Here is a 17,402-nt window from a genome sequence, read left to right as displayed (position 1 = left end):
AGTGAAATGAAAACAACAGTATTCAGCACGCATAAGTTTGAAGAGCCGTATCTCGTAAAAGCGAATGATGGCAAGCATCAATTAAAGCTGCTTGAAAGTCGTTTAACTCAAGAAACTGCTATTCTCGCAACAGGTTCTAAAGCAGTAAGTCTATTTACGGGCGATGATGCCTCGGCACACATTCTTGAAAAATTCAATGCTTTTGGCGTAAAATATATTGCTCTGCGTTCAGCAGGATTCAATCACGTGGATTTAGCAAAAGCAGCTGAACTGGATATGAAGGTGGCACGTGTTCCAGCCTATTCCCCTTATGCCATTGCAGAGCATACAATGGCACTCATACTTGCATTAAACCGAAAATTGATTAAAGCACACAACAGGGTTCGTGACCAGAATTTCTCATTGAACGGTCTTACCGGTTTCGACCTCAATGGAAAAACCGTCGGCGTTATCGGGACTGGAAAAATTGGGTCTGTATTGGTAAAAATACTACACGGTTTTGGTTGTAAAATACTTGTTCAGGATGTCATTGTGGATGAAAATTTAATCAATTCCTACAATGTAATCTATACCAATTGTGAAACTATTTGTAAGCAGTCCGATATCATAAGCTTACACGTACCACTAACGTCTTCAACGAAACACTTGATTGATGCAAAACATATTTCATTAATGAAGCAAGGCGTAATGCTTATCAATACAAGTCGTGGAGGATTGGTCGATACCAAAGCTGTTATCGAAGGATTGAAAACTAAAAAAATTGGGTATTTCGGAATAGATGTGTATGAGGAAGAAGAAGGATTGTTCTTTGAAGACCATTCCGATGACATTTTGCAAGACGATGTGATTGCCCGATTAATGACCTTCAACAATGTTTTGATAACCAGTCATCAGGCCTTTTTAACCGAAACTGCATTGACAAATATTGCTGAAACCACAATATATAATCTGGATTGTTTTGATAAAGGCAAAGTTTCAGGAAACGAAGTTTCTTGATTAAGAAGCAAAAAATAGTAGTAACACTTAAATCTTAAAATTATGAATCGAGTAAAAAATAAAGTAGCCATTGTCACAGGAGGTGCCTCTGGTCTAGGGAAATCAAGTGCTATTTTATTAGCACGTGAAGGAGCAAAAATCGTTGTTACAGATATAGATGAAGAAGATGGAAAAAAGGTAGTCCAACAAATCAAAGCTAACGGTGGGGAGGCTATATTCATTAAACAAGATGTATCCAAAGAAGATGAATGGAAAAATGTCATTGAGACCACGCTCAAAACTTTCGGAAAATTACACATATTAGTTAATTCTGCCGGAATAGGATTAGGTGGAACTGTAGAAGAAGTTACCCTTGAAGATTGGAAAAACCTCATAGATGTAAACCTAAATGGCACTTTTTTAGGTACTCAGTATGGTATAAAGGGTATGAAGGAAACTGGAGAAGGTGGTTCCATTATCAACTTCTCTTCCATTGAAGGACTTATCGGGGACCCTAACCTACCTGCTTATAACGCAAGCAAAGGCGGTGTTACCATATTCACGAAATCTGCTGCCCTGCATTGTGCAAGACAAGGCTACGGAATCCGTATCAATTCTATACATCCTGCTTATATCTGGACACCAATGGTAGAAAATTTTCTGAAAGCTCAAGGTGATGTAGAAGAAGGCAAAAAGCAATTAGAAAGTTTGCATCCTGTTGGCCATTTGGGAGAGCCTGATGATATAGGCTATGGAGTCGTCTATCTAGCTTCGGATGAATCCAAGTTTATGACTGGTTCTGAATTGGTAATCGATGGTGGCTATACCGCACAATAACAAACTACCCTAAAACAAAAAATTATGAAAAATATACTTGTACCTACCGATTTCTCTGAAAACTGTACTAAAGCTGCACATCTCGGGATTAAAATGGCAAAAACATACAATGCAGAAATACACTTTCTACATCAAATGACAACACCTGTGGATTGGGTAAAATTAGACAAACTCAAAGAAAAGCGTTATCCAGAAACCTTAAAGCAAATAGGTACTGCAAAGGCTAATTTACGTGAACTCGAAAAAATAGCAGAACACGAAGGTCTTAAATGCCGAACCTTTCTTCAGTTCGATTCAGGACAAAAAGATATTTTGGAACATTCTGGTCATTTCCATCACGACTTTATCATTACAGGTAGTAGCGGAACAAAGGGTCGTGTACGGGAGATAACAGGCAGTAATGTTGAGAAAATTGTCCGAAAGGCTAATGCCCCGATTATTGTGGTCAAAGAAGAGGAAGTAACATTTCCCTTTAAGGACATTCTGTTCGTATCAAATTTTGAAGAAGATGTGAGTCATCCGTTTCAAGCGGTGCTTTCAATAGCTGAAAAATGCGATGCTAAAATTCATTTGTTACGTATAAATACAGAAACAGACTTTAATAGTATCAACGCTGGATTAAACCCTGTCAAGCAATTTCTTGAAAAGTTTCCCGCCTTAAAAAACTTTTCTATGAGTGTTCATAACGAATCTTCAGTAGAGGCAGGTATTAATACATTTTTAAAACATCAGCCAGCAGATTTAATTGCGATGAGTACCCACGGAAAGACAGGTTTTTTGAGCCTATTTTCAAAAAGTATTGCCGAAGGTGTAACCAATCATTCAGAACTTCCTGTAATGACCATACATATTAAAAAATGAAACATCCAATAAACATAGTAAAATATTCGGGCGACGTGGTAGCCTTTGATGTGGATAAACTTATCAATTCATTAAGACGTTCGCAAGCAAGTGAGGAATTGATTCAGCAAATAGTAGGGCAAGTTGAAGACCAATTATATGAAGGCATTACCACCAAAAAAATCTATCAAATGGCATTTAAAATGCTAAAAGGTAAGTCGAGAGTAAGTGCTTCAAAATACAAACTCAAAAAAGCCCTGATGGAATTAGGTCCTTCTGGCTTCCCATTTGAGAAGTTAGTAGGCAAACTACTGGCACACGAAGGATTTTCAACACAGGTTGGTGTAATAGTTCAAGGCAATTGCGTTCAGCACGAAGTGGATGTAATAGCCCAAAAAGACAATACCCATTATATGATTGAATGTAAATACCACAGTGACCAAGGTCGCTTTTGCAACGTTAAAATTCCCTTATATATCCACTCAAGATTTTTAGATGTTGAAAAACAATGGAAACGTCAAAAAGGTCACGAAGCCAAGCTTCATAAAGGAGGCGTTTACACCAATACACGATTTACAAGTGATGCGGTGAAATATGGTAAATGCGTGGGGCTATTATTGACAAGTTGGGATTATCCAATTGGTGACGGTTTAAAAGACAGAATAGATAAATCGGGGCTGCATCCATTAACAGCATTAACAACACTTACCAAAGCTGAAAAAACAAAACTATTGGATGAAGGTATCGTACTCTGTAAAGAGCTTCACGAAACCCCAAAAATTTTAGAACAAGTAGGAGTGCCAAAATCAAGACACAAAAAGGTTCTCGAAGATTCAAGAGAATTATGTGAAATTCATTAGAGCACTACTTAAATTTTTAATCTAAATAAATAGGACAAATGAAAACAGAAGAACTGAAAGAACAGAGCCGTATAGATTTAGAGCCATTTTACCAAGCATTGGAAGATGATTCTAAACTACTTGAAGAAGCCCTCGAAATATTATTGGGTATGGTACACTTCGAGCCTAAATCCGTAAAGAAGTTGGCACTCGTAATAAAAGAGGATTCCCGCAATCTATATAACGAAATAGCGGAATTGAGCAAATCGAACCAAGACAAAGGAAATACGCCTTCCTGTTGTGGTGGACATTAATAAATACTATAACGATGAAAAACAAAAAAAAAAACATCCACTTTTTGGGAGCGGCAGGCACCGTGACTGGCTCAAAATATTTGGTGGATACAGGAGATAGAAAGATACTTATAGACTGTGGCCTCTTCCAAGGGTTAAAGGAATTACGCCTTAAAAACTGGGAGTACCCACCTGTTAATGTAGGTGATATTGATGCTGTTTTGCTTACCCACGGTCATATGGACCATACAGGTTATTTACCCAGATTGGTAAAACAAGGCTTCAATGGCCCCATTTATGGTACGAATCCTACTTTGGACATTGCAAAAATCATTTTGAATGATAGTGCAAAAATACAGGAGCAAGAAGCCGAACGTGCCAATAAGGAAGGCTATTCCAAACATAGTCCCGCAGAACCATTATACGATTTAAAGGATGTAGAAAAAACTATCCCACACTTTAAAGGAATTCCACAATCACAATGGATTCCGTTATTTGATGGTATTAGGGCTCGCTTCCAATACAACGGACATATTCTTGGTGCAACCTATATTGAGTTGGATGTACACGGAAAGCGTTTTGTCTTTTCAGGAGATATTGGAAGAACCAATGATTTATTGCTCTATCCACCCCTGAAACCAAAAAAAGCCGATGTGCTTTTCATTGAATCTACTTATGGTGGAAGGTTTCATCCCGATGAAGTGGAAGCACTTCCGCAGATTGAAAAATTGGTCAACGAAACCATTAATAGAGGAGGAAGCTTATTTGTTCCAAGTTTTTCCGTAGAACGTGCCCAATTGATGATGTTGATTTTTTGGAAATTACTTAAGGAAAAGAAAATCCCAAAAGTACAAATGATAATGGATAGCCCAATGGGAGCTAGTGTATTGGAACTATTCCATCGCACGAGGGATTGGCATCGATTGGAAGACAATGAATGTGATGAAATGTGTTCACACTTTACGGTCGTAAGCAGTTATCGAGAGACTATGGAATTACGAACCGATAATAAACCAAAAATCGTAATTGCTGGAAGTGGAATGCTAACCGGAGGAAGAATGCTCAACTATCTCGAAACCCAAGCGCAAAATCCAAATAACACCTTGCTTTTTGTGGGCTATCAAGCCGAAGGCACACGTGGTAGAAAATTATTGGAGGGTGAGAAAGAACTAAAAGTCTATGGAAAATGGGTGCCGTTTCATATGGAAGTTGCTGAAATCGAAGGGCTTTCGGCACACGCAGACCACGCTGAACTTATGGATTGGATGCGCAAAATAAAAAATAAGCCAGAGCGGATTTTCATTGTACACGGTGAAAAAGAAAGTGCAGAAGCATTACAAAAGGGCATCAAGGAAACCTATGGGTGGGATGCAGAAATTCCGCAATTATACACCATCGAAGAAATAGAATAAATCGAAAAATCACAACAATCAATAAAATATGGACACACACTCAAACATATTAAAATATAAACATCTCGGAATCTATACCCAAAACGAAAATGTAGTGTATATGCGCGAAGATTGCCACGTCTGTATTTCAGAAGGGTTTGAGGCACTTACCCGAATAAGAATATCCAATGCAAATAAATCAATCGTAGCAAGTCTTAATGTCCTGAATTCTGATATTCTGTTGCCCAATGAAATCGGACTATCAGATGCTGCTGCGAAAAAACTGAATGTTTCCCCAAATGATACATTATATGTTTCCCATTTAGAACCAATTGAATCTTTAAGCCACGTCAGGGCGAAAATTTATAATCAAAAACTGGATTATTCAGCATTTAATGAAATCATAACCGATATAGTTGAAGGCGATTATTCCAACATCCATCTTTCGGCATTTATTACGGCCTGTGCAGGTGACCGACTGGATATTGACGAAATATCTGACCTTACCAAAGCAATGATTGCTTCTGGTAAGCAAATGAATTGGGACAAAGAAATTGTGGTAGATAAACATTGCATTGGCGGATTGCCTGGAAATAGAACCACCCCATTAGTGGTTGCTATTGTCGCTGCGTATGGACTTACAATGCCTAAAACATCCTCACGCGCCATCACTTCGCCAGCAGGCACAGCGGATACTATGGAAGTACTGACCAATGTGACGCTTTCTTTAGAAGAAATAAAAACCGTGGTAGAAAAAGAAGGCGGTTGTTTTGTCTGGGGCGGAACAGCCCAATTAAGTCCTGCGGATGATGTGCTCATCAAAATTGAAAAAGCCTTGGATATTGATAGTGAAGGGCAGCTCATTGCTTCGGTACTCTCTAAAAAAGCAGCAGCTGGTTCCACTCACGTGGTCATTGATATTCCCGTGGGTGAAACCGCCAAGGTTCGCAGTACCGAAATGGCTCAAAAACTAAAAAATCATATGGAAACTGTTGGGACTGCTGTTGGGTTGAACGTAAAGGTAGTTATTACAGATGGCACACAGCCCGTTGGAAGAGGTATTGGTCCCACTTTAGAAGCCATCGATATATTAAAAGTTTTAAAAAATGAAGCTGATGCACCCAAAGACCTAACAAAAAGAGCATTGCTCTTAGCCGCTGAACTAATAGAGCTTTCTGGCAAAGTAGAAAAAGGGAAAGGGTTAGAAACCGCACATCAAATTCTCACATCTGGTCAGGCTTATAAAAAATTCCTTGCTATTTGTAATGCGCAAGGTCGCTTTTCAAAACCTGTTTTAGCACCCTATAAAACCGAAATTAGAGCAGAAACCTCTGGGAATCTAAAGCGAATAGATAATAGGAAGATTGCAAAACTCGCCAAGCTTTCCGGCGCACCGCAGTCTAAATCGGCAGGGATTCTTTTGAATGTCCATTTAAATGAAAAAATTGAAATAGACCAATTGTTATATACCATATATGCTGAATCCAAAGGCGAACTCAACTATGCTCTGGAATATAAAAACAACCATAATGACATCATAACTATAATTTAAAAAACTATGAAAACAATATTATTCAGTCTTCCCGGAAACGAAAAACTCACAGAACTAATGGCTACAAAAATGGATGCCGAAGTTGGCAAAGCCACTTTGCGCAACTTCCCTGATGGAGAATCCTATACACGTATCTTATCTGATGTTAAAGACAAATGTGTTGTACTGGTATGCACCTTGCACGAACCAGATGAAAAACTATTGCCCCTTTATTTTTTAAGTCATACTGCCAAATCATTAGGGGCAATGTGCACCTGTTTGGTAGCGCCTTATTTGGCATATATGAGGCAGGACAAAGTATTTAATGAAGGCGAAGGGGTAACTTCTGGTTTCTTTGGAAAATTGATTTCAGGTTTTGCCGATAGCATTACCACGGTTGACCCTCATTTGCATAGAATTAGTTCATTAGGAGAAGTGTATCAAATTCCAAATAAAGTAATTCACGCTGCCGATGCTATTTCAGATTGGATAAAGGAAAACATCGAAAACCCAGTACTTATCGGTCCCGATTCTGAAAGTGAACAATGGGTTTCAGAAGTCGCCAAAAATGCAGGAGCACCATTTACAGTATTACAAAAGGTGCGTCAGGGTGACCGTGATGTAGAAGTCTCTGTTCCTGATGTTGACAAATACAGAGATGCCACACCTATTTTGGTAGATGATATTATTTCTACGGCGCGAACGATGATTGAAACCGTGGTGCATTTGAAAAAAGCAGGGATGAGACCACCTATATGTGTTGGTATTCACGCCGTTTTTTCAGGTAATGCCTATCAAGATTTGTTGGATTCCGGAGTAGAAAAGATAGTGACCTGCAATACCATTCCGCATCCGTCCAATGGCATAGATTTAAGCGATATACTGGCAAAAGAGGTAAAGAAATTAATGCACCATATATGAGAAGTCGAATCTTCATAGTACTGATTACTTTATTCAGCATCACAATGACTGGACAAACTGAAATGCTTATTGGGCAGATTTCAGGCAGATTGGTCATTCGTGAGAATTTTGATGAAAAAGGTGCTTTTCTCAATAAACAAACTTTTGAAGCTGGTAAAACAATAGAGAAAAATGGATACTATGAAATTAAGGTGGTTACGGAATTGTTTGATAAAGACAAAATAGCGACCGATAAATACACCACAACCTATCGCTGTAAGCCTGATGAAGCCAGTATAATGGTAATGGCATTTCCATTTTCAAACCCAAAATCAAAAGAAACCGAAATTAATACCACTTCTAAAAAATTTAAAGAACTCTACGACTTGAAAAATCTTGAAAATATAGAACTGGAAATGAGTTTTGATTCGGGCTTGTTGAATTTTTTTGGCTCAAAAAGTACCATAAAAATTTACGACCGAAAATTTAATAATAGCGAAAATAATATTAATTCAAAAATTAACATTAAGGCCTATGCCTTGGGAATTCGCATTAAGCAACTCAATTATACTGTTAACGAGAAATTAAATGCACAAGGTCTATTGACCTTTCAAAAATTTACAGAAGAAGACAACAGTTATTTTACAATGACTTATAAATAAAAATAAATGAAAAATTATGACACCCTTTCAGAAGCTATTAACGATTTACAGGCAAACGAATACCCTTATGATTTCAACTTAAAACCTGAATGTCTGGAATGTGCTTCCCTGAAAATTGAGATTCGACCAGAAGATTTTAAAGTGGATAAAATATATCGCTTTGAAGGAATGAGCAGTACCGATGATAACAGCATTTTATATGCAATATCTTCCAAAAAAGGGCTTAAAGGTCTTTTAGTAGATGCTTATGGCGTCTATGCCGAAAACATATCGGAAGCAATGAGAAAAAAATTACGATAACACTTAAACAATACTATAATGGAAAATCACGAGCAGCACAAAAACAACGAAATGGACCATTCGAAAATGGATCATTCTAAAATGAACCACGAAAAAGAAGATCATTCCAAAATGGATCATTCCAAAATGAAAAATGGAGGTGGAGACCATTCGGGTCATAATCCGGGTCACGGACAAATGGGTCACGACCATCATAAAATGATGATTGCAGACTTTAGAAAACGATTTTGGGTAACGCTAGTACTTACTATTCCAATATTGTTCTTCTCGCCAATGATTCAAGATTTTTTTGGGTATGAATTTTTACTTCCCGGAAATTCTTATATTCTTTTTGCGCTTTCTACCATTGTATATTTCTATGGCGGATGGCCTTTTCTTAAAGGATTTGTTTCCGAAATAAAGAATGGTGCACCTGGGATGATGACACTTATATCTATGGCAATAAGTGTCGCCTATTTCTACAGTTCTGCAACTGTCTTTGGTTTACGAGGAGTTGACTTTTTCTGGGAGCTGTCAACACTAATTGCTATTATGCTTGTTGGTCATTGGATAGAAATGAAAAGTGTATTAGGCGCTTCAAAAGCATTACAACTTTTAGTTAGTATGATGCCTGCCGAAGCTCACAGGGTAAAAGGCGACACTATTGAAGATATACCACTTGAAGATTTGTTAAAAAATGACGTGATTTTGGTAAAGCCTGGAGAGAAAGTTCCAGCTGATGGTATCATAGTAGAAGGTTCAAGTTATTTAAACGAATCAATGCTTACAGGGGAGTCCAAGCCTGTGAAAAAAGAAGAAAAGGATAAGGTAATAGGTGGTTCAGTAAATGGCAATAGCACTTTGAAGGTAAAGGTGGAACATACAGGAAAAGACAGCTATCTCAATAAGGTTATTACGATGGTTGAGGAAGCACAAAAGACCAAATCTAAAATGCAAAACCTTTCCGATAGGGCAGCAAAATGGTTGACTTATATAGCTTTGGCTATTGGTTTTGGTACGTTGGCAGTTTGGCTGATTTTAGGCTTTCCGTTTGTGTATGCATTAGAAAGAATGGTTACCGTTATGGTCATCGCTTGTCCACACGCATTGGGTCTTGCAATTCCTCTTGTAGTTGCCATTTCTACTGCTGTATCTGCACAAAATGGATTATTAATCCGTAATAGAACTGCCTTTGAAGAATCACGAAAGATATCCGCCTTACTATTTGACAAAACAGGGACTTTGACCAAAGGGGACTTTGGCGTTACTCGAATCAAATCTGTAAATGTGTCCTATTCAAACGATGAAATCTTAAGACTGTCAAGTGCATTGGAACAAAGTTCAGAACATCCAATTGCTGTTGGGATTATTAAAAAAGTTAAAGAAGACAATATTACAATCCCAAAGCCTGAAAACTTTAATGCGATCACTGGTAAAGGTGTAGAGGCAAATGTAGAAGGAAAGCAAGTAAAAGTGGTTAGTCCTGGTTATTTAAGGGATGAAAAAATAACTATTCCTGAAGATGCTTATAGTGACGCTGCTGAAACTGTTGTATTTGTATTAATTGAAGGACAACTAGCAGGATACATTGCACTTGCTGACGAAATAAGACCTGAATCTGCGGAAGCTATAAAAATATTTAAAAAGAACAATATCAAAGTTTTGATGGCAACTGGGGATAATGAAAAAACAGCCAAAGCTGTGAGTGAAAAATTAGGATTGGATGGCTACTATGCCGAAGTGCTACCACACCAAAAAGTAGAAATTGTAGAAGAATTACAAAACAAAGGAGAGTTTGTGGCTATGACTGGAGACGGCGTAAACGATGCGCCCGCACTTGCCAAAGCTGATGTAGGAATCGCTGTTGGTTCTGGTACTGATGTAGCCGCCGAAACAGCCGATATTATATTGGTAAATAGCAATCCACAAGATATTGCAAACCTAATTTTGTTCGGAAAGGCTACGTACAATAAAATGATTCAGAACCTAATATGGGCAACTGGGTATAATGTGGTGGCCATTCCATTAGCTGCAGGTGTTCTATACTCTTCTGGCTTTGTTTTAGGACCAGCTGTAGGAGCGGTATTTATGAGTTTGAGTACAATTATAGTGGCTATTAATGCGCAATTATTGAAGCGAAAAATCGGTAAAAAATAAATGGATAGAAAAGAAAAACTCAACAGGATATTTTTAATTCTATTGAGTTTGTTTGTAGTGATGTTGGGCTATGGTATATTATTGCCAACCCTTCCTTACTATACCGAAAGATTAGCTTTAAAAGACAATCTTGACACCGACCTTATTAATTTCCATATTGGATTGCTCACAAGCATTTATCCATTTTTTCAGTTACTATTCGTAGTGGTTTGGGGAAAACTATCGGACAGATACGGCAGGAAACCTATTATCATTTGTGGACTAATCGGTTTTGTAATTATGCAATTACTTACTGGCCTAGCCACATCCTTGACAATGCTATATATTGCTCGAATTTTTGGTGGAATTTTTACGTCATCAGTTATTCCAGTTAGCAATGCATATTTAAGTGATATTACATCTGAAGAACGTAGAACGAAAATAATGGCCTGGTCTGGTGTTGCCATTAGCTCTGGTGTTATTTTCGGCCCTGTCATTGGCGGCTTTCTGTCCCAAACTGATATTCATATAAAATATACAATAGGCCTGCTACATTTAGACCGATTTTCAGTGCCCTATTTATTCGCTGCACTACTAGGATTGATTGTCCTTTTGGTTGTGATGAAATGGTTAAAAAACACCGCTCGCGTACATAAGTTCACAACACGAAAAGTGAGTTTGCGGTTCACATTTACTAAATATTTTATCGTATTACTAGTGCTATCGTTTGTTATCCAATTTGTGGTGACGCTATTTGAAACTGTCTTTTCAATCTACGGAAAAGATGAATTAGGATTTAATAGTAATCAAGTTGGTATTGGTTTTATGCTATGTGGTTCAATAATGGCTGTTTTACAACCTGTGTTCGCTACTTATGGAGAGAAGTTTTTATCAACAAAGAAACAAATTGCTTTAGGGTTATTAATATCTGGTTTACCCTTGATTGCCTTTCCTTTTTTTAACAATGAATTTTTAGTCTATGGATTAATCGTTGTTTTTGCTGCTGGAGGCGCTATGGTAACACCAAATTTGCTCTCTGCGGTTTCATTAATATCAAAGAAAAATACTGGCAGGAATATTTCTATTCAGAGTTCGACCAATAGTATTGGTCAAATTCTAGGCCCCGTTTTAGGAACGTGGCTGATTGCAGGCGGTTTTTACTATCCTTTCATAATTGCTGGTAGCATTGTTTTGCTCGCTATTGGTTGTCTGTTCTTTTTTAAAAATCCCCCGTAAAAAGATATAACATACAAACATTACTTATTGATAATTAACCCAAATCTAAAGCCCCAAAAATATTTTGCATAAGTTAATTCATATAATACTAGACAATTACAAAGAGGAAATAAAAGTAGTTGAGGAATCTAATCTTGGCGATTTCAATAATGTTGAACAAGGTATTTCTATTTCAAGACAATACTTGCAGAAATTACGCATCTGTGTAAGGGAAAATGAATTCGTAGATAAACAGAATGAAATAATATTCTTTAAAAAGCATAAACCCTACATCTATAGCAGACTGAAATTTTATGCCAAACTCTACAATTTCTTGATAAATAGACCTGCGGGAACAATAAAATCTCAACAGGAATTTATTGATTCAGAAATAAATAGGCTACAAGAAAGTAATCGACGAAATATAGATTTCATTAAATATTATAGAGAGGATTCTGAACTTCTGGATGAATTCTATTTTCTGCGAGGAAATGATAAAATTAGCTTGGTATCAAACACTTCTCATTTTTATACAGATGCTGAATTTTCCACAAGCCACGATAATGCAATTGCCAAAATTATGGCCTATGACCTATTAATAAGCCATTACGTTGAAGAGTTAAGTAATTTAAGGGATTTGTCATACGGCATACCGAATAAGCTGAATACTCTATCAAACGGTGAGCGACTTGGTTGGACTGCTTCAAAAACAGACCTGATTGAGTTAATTTATGCATTACAGGCATCTGGCGCAATAAAAAGTGGTACAGCTGGTATTAAAGAAATGGCATCAGCTTGTGAAGATATTTTTGAACTTAATCTTGGTAACGTTTATAGAACTTTTCTCGAAATAAGAGAACGGAAAATCGACCAAACCAAGTTTATTGATAGACTAAAAGCAACACTTTTAAGGCGAATGGAAGAAACGGACGGTTGATATTTTCATTTTTAAAAATGTTAAATTTCTTCCCAAGTTGGGTCTTACTTGGGAAAAAATAAAATTAATTTTATCTATTATCATTTGGCATAGATGATTTTAAGTGACACCTCTAAATCAAACCAATTTAAACCATTGAAAATGAGTAAATAAAAACACCCTACTTGGGTACAACTTGGGATTAAAATCCAATAAACCATCCCAAATTTGTAGAACGAAAGTCAAATCAGATCAGGGGCTATCAAATTAGTTGAAATCGAAACGATAGTCCCTTTCTTTAAAATCGTTCTATTATGCCAGCAAATATTATTACCACCGACGACCTTCGAGAATTCAAAATGGAATTGCTCGATGACATTAAGAATCTTCTATCTAAACAAGCAACTGGAAAACTTAAGAAATATCTAAAATCTTCCGAAGTAATGGATTTGCTTCAAGTCAGTCCAGGGACATTACAGAATCTTCGCATAAACGGAACATTGCCATACACAAAAGTTGGGGGCATTATCTACTACGATGCCGAGGAAATTCAAGGCGTGATGACATCAAATCGTGTACAGCACGGTCTAAACTCTTAAGCGATGAACTATATAAAGCTACTTAATGCGGCTTTTGAGAAGTTCTATTTTGATGACCGCCTTAATCCCACACATATCAGCCTGTATATGGCGCTGTTTCAAGAATGGAACAGTTGCCGCTTTATGGATGAATTCTATGTGAACCGTAGGGATTTGATGCGCTGTGCAAAAATAGGCTCTAAATCCACATATCATAGATGTATCGTCGAGTTAGATTCGTGGCAATACTTAACCTATTTTCCATCTAACAATCCCTACAAAGGCAGCAAAATCAAGATGGCCATTATCGGGACAAGTGATGAACCGGTTGTGGGACAGTACCATCCCGAATTAGAACAGCTTGCGGAACAGTACCATCCCAGAGGTGTACCGCTTGAGGGACACCACCATCCCACAAATGGACAAGCTGTGGACTTGCACCGTCCCATAGGTGGACAAGCATTGGTATCTACTATAAACAATACCAAACAAGTAAACAATATAAAACAACCAAAGGGCTGGCAGGCCGTTATTGATTTTTTTATTGAAAAAAGTTTTAATGCTGATGAAGGAAAAAAATTCTTCGAGCATTATGAAACTCGAAATTGGCAAACTAGCGATGGAAAAGAAATTCGAGATTGGCGAGCCTTAGCTTTGAACTGGATGGATAGAAGCGAGCTTTTCAATGAAGAAAACAAACCAAACAAAAAACAACCGTCCCAAATCAAGGACAACTTGCGAACCACTAAAAACAAAGATTATGGACAACCCCTCTAAAATTAACGAAGGTGGCGTGGAATATTCGCTCGGAAAGTTTGATGGTCAAAGCGTTCTTTACGATTTTGACCAAATCTTGATTTATCTAAATGCCAAAGGAAAATTACTCTTTGGCAAGAACTTTAGAATCTATGATGAGGATACGGATATCATCCGCAAACTATGCCACTATTTTATCAAAGACAAAGAGAATTGTGAAAAGGAAGGCATAGACCCTGAAAAAGGGATTTTGCTTTCCGGACCCGTAGGGTGTGGAAAAACCACATTGATGCGATTACTGCGCCACGTTGTTCCTTTACAGCGACCGTACGAAATGATTCCGTGCAGGAATGTGGCTTTTAGTTTTAATCATCTTGGTTTTAAAACGATTGAAGACTATGGAAATACTCGATTTTATTGCTTTGATGATTTGGGTATTGAACCTGCTGGAAGGTTTTATGGCAAGGATCTCAACGTTATGGGCGAAGTGCTTTTATCTCGGTATGAGCTTTATCTGAATACTAAGCATAAAGTAAAAACTCACGCTACTACAAACCTCAATGCCGAGGAACTGGAAGAACGCTACGGAAATCGTGTTCGAAGCAGAATGCGTGAGCTGTTTAATTTGATTGCTTTTAATAAGACAGCTGGGGATAAACGGAAGTAATGTGATTTTTTTTAGTTGATTTTAAAAGAATTTTGGATATTACAATTTGACTTTCAATATCTTGAACCAATGCGTATGAAAAAAATAACACCTATTAAGATTATAGAAATCAATAAAAATCGCTTCGATATTTTTATGCTTTTTACGAGGCATCCTTTTATAAATTTTCTTGCCAAAGAACTACACTATTATACCAATGATTCCAATACACTTTTAGGAGTTGTTATTCTTGACTATACGGACCAAGATTATAATTACATACTAATGGCACGGGATGAAAATCGGCAATTCCGGGCTTTTGAAATAAAAACAGATTACACTACCGAAGAAAAATGCATAACAGCTCTAACCAATTCAATGAAATGGCATAGTTCTCAATATCTGACTATTGTAGAACAAGGCGGACCACCTAAAGGACTTAAACTATTCGAGGTAAACCAACCACCAGAAAAACTTCATCCGTATTTCAATAATCTTAAAAACAATAAGGGTTCAAAGGCTTCAAAACAAGCTATTATTGAAATATCAAATCATTTAGATGACATAGACGGAAATTTTGTGGAGCAGTTTCAATCTATAAATGGTTTTGATGCTCGTTTGTGGGAGCTTTATCTCTTTGCTTCTTTTATAGAGTTAGAATTTGAAATGTTAAGAGAGTTTAATAGACCCGATTTCTTGATTAAAAAGGATGATTTAACTATTGCTGTAGAAGCTGTTATTTTAGGACGTAAAAACGACCCACCTAAATTAGTACATATACAACCACCTTCCACCACTTTGCAAGAAATTGAAGAAAAACTAGAAAATGAAACGCCACTACGCTATGGTAGTGCGCTCTATTCAAAACTTAAAAAAGAATATTGGAAACTTGACCACGTAAAAAATAAACCTCTCGTATTTGCTATTGCAGATTTCCACAGTGATGCCTCAATGATATGGTCTTTTGTCGCTCTAACTGAATATTTATATGGCCATAAGCAAATAATTGAGAAAGATGAAAATGGTAAAAATATAGTTAAGTCTGTAAAAGCAAATAATTACACAAAGCCTTCGGGAGAAATAATCCCTACAGGTTTTTTCGACCAACCTGAAACAGAAAATGTAAGCGCTATATTATTCTCTGCTACAGGTACTCTCGCAAAATTTACGCGTATGGGGATGCAAGCAGGTTTTGCCGAAGAAGGTCAAATAGTTATGCGTATTGGAGATTGTGTTCATAAAGACCCAAAAAGTTTGGAGCCGATGTCATTTAAATATCAAGTATCAGAAGAAACAAAAGAAAACTGGCGAGAAGGTTTAAACTTATTTCATAATCCAAAAGCAAAGCACCCTATTGATATGGAATACTTTCCAAACATAGGTCATCATAAGTTTATAGATGGAGAACTAGTAAGTTATACACCAGATTTTCATCCTTATGCTTCAATGAATTACAACACAATTACCAAATAAAAAAATCATAATGGATTTTCCTATAAACGAAATAAGAGACAATCAGAAATCACTTGCACCACATATCAACTTTGATGGAAAATATCATTTTTTCTATGATGAATCCAATAATCCGAGAAAACTATATACAAGAGAAGCAGATTTTAATACTTTAATCACTGGTAGTTTTGTTTTAGGTGGGATAGTAGATGACGGGAATGTATTCAACTTCAAAAAGCTTAAGGATTCTTTAAAATTGCAAAAAAATGTAAAGGAGTTAAAGTTCACACATTTAGCTAGTGGCGATTTTATAAACTGTTTAAACTCTCAAAAAATAAATACCTATTTACAATTTATAGATGATGAAGATATATTAGTCCATTTGTCCAACATCAATCTGTTATATTATTCCATAGTAGATATAGTAGATTCTGCAATTATGAATCGCAAGGAATTGCTTGAACGTGGTCCTCAATTTGTTGCAGAACTAAAAAACACTATGCATCAAGTGCTTAGAGAGCACTTAGATGATACTAGAGCTCTATTTTTTAAATTTAATTATCCGAATATAAGTCAGGAAGATATTCCTGAATTTATAGCAGAAATTATAGCTATAGCAAATTGTAACAACGAAAAAATCAAAAATCAGAAGAGCTTAAAAATTCTTAAAGAAATACTTGACTTTTCAGGTAAGAAACAAAAAATGCCGTTTCTAGGAGGAGAAAAAGATAATATGCTAATAGAAGAATTTTACCAGTTTTACATAAAGCAGGTTTATATGTTTAAAAACTCTACCCATACATTCGATAATGAGGATGCCATCCAAAAAATTATCGGTGACTTCAATCTTATTGATGGAAAAAGAACTTTAAAAAACTATGTATTTAAAGATTCAAAATCAGAAGTTATGATTCAGCTTTCCGATATCATTGTAGGCTTAACTTCTAAATACCATAGCTTTATAAATAATCATTCTGAAGAACTAATAATTACAGAGTTTGAAAAATTAAATGATTTGCAAAAAAGTAATCTTCAGCTGTACTTGAAGGTTATTTCTAAATCTGATAACCATAATCCAGGTTTTTTTCATCATATAACAGGTACAACTGAACAAAATAGGATGCACACTCTTAATACTCTCATTGAACAAGAATAA

18 protein-coding genes are annotated in these 17,402 nt (G+C 36.6%); all 18 read left to right on the top strand.

Annotation, left to right across the window (positions count from 1 at the left end; genetic code table 11):
* Nucleotides 1-6: 6 nt before the first annotated feature.
* The 18 genes from GQ45_RS13465 (at nucleotide 7) to GQ45_RS13380 (ending at nucleotide 17,402) form a co-directional block, all read left to right on the top strand.
* On the top strand, nucleotides 7-996 hold the full coding sequence (locus tag GQ45_RS13465) for a 2-hydroxyacid dehydrogenase (protein ID WP_034886821.1): 990 nt from the start codon (nucleotides 7-9) through the stop codon (nucleotides 994-996).
* A 42-nt stretch (nucleotides 997-1,038) separates the two neighbouring features.
* Complete coding sequence (locus GQ45_RS13460; protein ID WP_047418791.1) at nucleotides 1,039-1,812, top strand: SDR family oxidoreductase; 774 nt, start codon at nucleotides 1,039-1,041, stop codon at nucleotides 1,810-1,812.
* A gap of 24 nt (nucleotides 1,813-1,836) precedes the next feature.
* The gene (locus GQ45_RS13455) at nucleotides 1,837-2,673 is read left to right on the top strand and encodes a universal stress protein (RefSeq protein WP_034886816.1); all 837 of its coding nucleotides are present in this window, start codon (nucleotides 1,837-1,839) and stop codon (nucleotides 2,671-2,673) included.
* The gene (locus tag GQ45_RS13450) at nucleotides 2,670-3,512 is read left to right on the top strand and encodes an ATP cone domain-containing protein (RefSeq protein ID WP_034886815.1); all 843 of its coding nucleotides are present in this window, start codon (nucleotides 2,670-2,672) and stop codon (nucleotides 3,510-3,512) included. Before GQ45_RS13455 ends, GQ45_RS13450 begins: the two co-directional genes overlap by 4 nt.
* A gap of 38 nt (nucleotides 3,513-3,550) precedes the next feature.
* Nucleotides 3,551-3,805: a hypothetical protein gene (locus tag GQ45_RS13445; protein ID WP_034886813.1), complete on the top strand. Its 255-nt coding sequence runs from the start codon at nucleotides 3,551-3,553 to the stop codon at nucleotides 3,803-3,805.
* A 14-nt stretch (nucleotides 3,806-3,819) separates the two neighbouring features.
* Entirely contained in the window at nucleotides 3,820-5,196 is a 1,377-nt protein-coding gene (locus GQ45_RS13440; protein ID WP_047418787.1) for an MBL fold metallo-hydrolase RNA specificity domain-containing protein, read from the top strand.
* A 28-nt stretch (nucleotides 5,197-5,224) separates the two neighbouring features.
* A complete protein-coding gene (locus tag GQ45_RS13435) occupies nucleotides 5,225-6,727 on the top strand; it encodes a thymidine phosphorylase family protein (RefSeq protein ID WP_047418785.1) in 1,503 nt (500 codons plus the stop codon).
* Between the two features lie 6 nt (nucleotides 6,728-6,733).
* On the top strand, nucleotides 6,734-7,627 hold the full coding sequence (locus GQ45_RS13430) for a ribose-phosphate pyrophosphokinase (protein WP_047418783.1): 894 nt from the start codon (nucleotides 6,734-6,736) through the stop codon (nucleotides 7,625-7,627).
* Complete coding sequence (locus GQ45_RS13425) at nucleotides 7,624-8,268, top strand: hypothetical protein (protein ID WP_047418782.1); 645 nt, start codon at nucleotides 7,624-7,626, stop codon at nucleotides 8,266-8,268. Before GQ45_RS13430 ends, GQ45_RS13425 begins: the two co-directional genes overlap by 4 nt.
* 6 nt (nucleotides 8,269-8,274) lie before the next feature.
* The gene (locus GQ45_RS13420; RefSeq protein WP_047418780.1) at nucleotides 8,275-8,568 is read left to right on the top strand and encodes a hypothetical protein; all 294 of its coding nucleotides are present in this window, start codon (nucleotides 8,275-8,277) and stop codon (nucleotides 8,566-8,568) included.
* Nucleotides 8,569-8,586: 18 nt separating this feature from the next.
* Nucleotides 8,587-10,704 (top strand): copper-translocating P-type ATPase, encoded by a 2,118-nt coding sequence (locus GQ45_RS13415; RefSeq protein ID WP_047418778.1) that lies wholly within the window; start codon nucleotides 8,587-8,589, stop codon nucleotides 10,702-10,704.
* Entirely contained in the window at nucleotides 10,705-11,919 is a 1,215-nt protein-coding gene (locus GQ45_RS13410; RefSeq protein WP_047418774.1) for an MFS transporter, read from the top strand.
* Nucleotides 11,920-11,983: 64 nt separating this feature from the next.
* The gene (locus GQ45_RS13405; RefSeq protein ID WP_047418772.1) at nucleotides 11,984-12,835 is read left to right on the top strand and encodes an RteC domain-containing protein; all 852 of its coding nucleotides are present in this window, start codon (nucleotides 11,984-11,986) and stop codon (nucleotides 12,833-12,835) included.
* 293 nt (nucleotides 12,836-13,128) lie between these two features.
* Nucleotides 13,129-13,413, top strand: coding sequence for a helix-turn-helix domain-containing protein (locus tag GQ45_RS13400; RefSeq protein ID WP_031427468.1), 285 nt, complete (start codon nucleotides 13,129-13,131; stop codon nucleotides 13,411-13,413).
* 3 nt (nucleotides 13,414-13,416) lie between these two features.
* Nucleotides 13,417-14,169 (top strand): hypothetical protein, encoded by a 753-nt coding sequence (locus GQ45_RS13395; RefSeq protein ID WP_047418771.1) that lies wholly within the window; start codon nucleotides 13,417-13,419, stop codon nucleotides 14,167-14,169.
* Nucleotides 14,153-14,815: an ATPase gene (locus tag GQ45_RS13390; RefSeq protein ID WP_047418770.1), complete on the top strand. Its 663-nt coding sequence runs from the start codon at nucleotides 14,153-14,155 to the stop codon at nucleotides 14,813-14,815. The genes GQ45_RS13395 and GQ45_RS13390 overlap by 17 nt, the downstream gene beginning before the upstream one ends.
* Nucleotides 14,816-14,890: 75 nt before the next feature.
* Nucleotides 14,891-16,267, top strand: coding sequence for a hypothetical protein (locus GQ45_RS13385; protein WP_047420425.1), 1,377 nt, complete (start codon nucleotides 14,891-14,893; stop codon nucleotides 16,265-16,267).
* A 10-nt stretch (nucleotides 16,268-16,277) separates the two neighbouring features.
* Nucleotides 16,278-17,402, top strand: a complete 1,125-nt coding sequence (locus GQ45_RS13380; protein ID WP_047418769.1) for a DUF3800 domain-containing protein — start codon at nucleotides 16,278-16,280, stop codon at nucleotides 17,400-17,402.

The organism is Cellulophaga sp. Hel_I_12 (assembly GCF_000799565.1).
Classification (GTDB): Bacteria; Bacteroidota; Bacteroidia; order Flavobacteriales; family Flavobacteriaceae; genus Cellulophaga.
Note: the sequence above shows the minus strand (reverse complement) of the source record. Positions and strands in the feature narration are given on the sequence as shown.

Excerpts from the sequence above, each read along its gene's own strand:
- GQ45_RS13465 (WP_034886821.1), top strand. The coding sequence starts at position 7 with ATGAAAACAACAGTATTCAGCACGCATAAGTTTGAAGAGCCGTATCTC.
- GQ45_RS13460 (WP_047418791.1), top strand. The coding sequence starts at position 1,039 with ATGAATCGAGTAAAAAATAAAGTAGCCATTGTCACAGGAGGTGCCTCT.
- GQ45_RS13455 (WP_034886816.1), top strand. The coding sequence starts at position 1,837 with ATGAAAAATATACTTGTACCTACCGATTTCTCTGAAAACTGTACTAAA.
- GQ45_RS13450 (WP_034886815.1), top strand. The coding sequence starts at position 2,670 with ATGAAACATCCAATAAACATAGTAAAATATTCGGGCGACGTGGTAGCC.
- GQ45_RS13445 (WP_034886813.1), top strand. The coding sequence starts at position 3,551 with ATGAAAACAGAAGAACTGAAAGAACAGAGCCGTATAGATTTAGAGCCA.
- GQ45_RS13440 (WP_047418787.1), top strand. The coding sequence starts at position 3,820 with ATGAAAAACAAAAAAAAAAACATCCACTTTTTGGGAGCGGCAGGCACC.
- GQ45_RS13435 (WP_047418785.1), top strand. The coding sequence starts at position 5,225 with ATGGACACACACTCAAACATATTAAAATATAAACATCTCGGAATCTAT.
- GQ45_RS13430 (WP_047418783.1), top strand. The coding sequence starts at position 6,734 with ATGAAAACAATATTATTCAGTCTTCCCGGAAACGAAAAACTCACAGAA.
- GQ45_RS13425 (WP_047418782.1), top strand. The coding sequence starts at position 7,624 with ATGAGAAGTCGAATCTTCATAGTACTGATTACTTTATTCAGCATCACA.
- GQ45_RS13420 (WP_047418780.1), top strand. The coding sequence starts at position 8,275 with ATGAAAAATTATGACACCCTTTCAGAAGCTATTAACGATTTACAGGCA.
- GQ45_RS13415 (WP_047418778.1), top strand. The coding sequence starts at position 8,587 with ATGGAAAATCACGAGCAGCACAAAAACAACGAAATGGACCATTCGAAA.
- GQ45_RS13410 (WP_047418774.1), top strand. The coding sequence starts at position 10,705 with ATGGATAGAAAAGAAAAACTCAACAGGATATTTTTAATTCTATTGAGT.
- GQ45_RS13400 (WP_031427468.1), top strand. The coding sequence starts at position 13,129 with ATGCCAGCAAATATTATTACCACCGACGACCTTCGAGAATTCAAAATG.
- GQ45_RS13395 (WP_047418771.1), top strand. The coding sequence starts at position 13,417 with ATGAACTATATAAAGCTACTTAATGCGGCTTTTGAGAAGTTCTATTTT.
- GQ45_RS13390 (WP_047418770.1), top strand. The coding sequence starts at position 14,153 with ATGGACAACCCCTCTAAAATTAACGAAGGTGGCGTGGAATATTCGCTC.
- GQ45_RS13385 (WP_047420425.1), top strand. The coding sequence starts at position 14,891 with ATGAAAAAAATAACACCTATTAAGATTATAGAAATCAATAAAAATCGC.
- GQ45_RS13380 (WP_047418769.1), top strand. The coding sequence starts at position 16,278 with ATGGATTTTCCTATAAACGAAATAAGAGACAATCAGAAATCACTTGCA.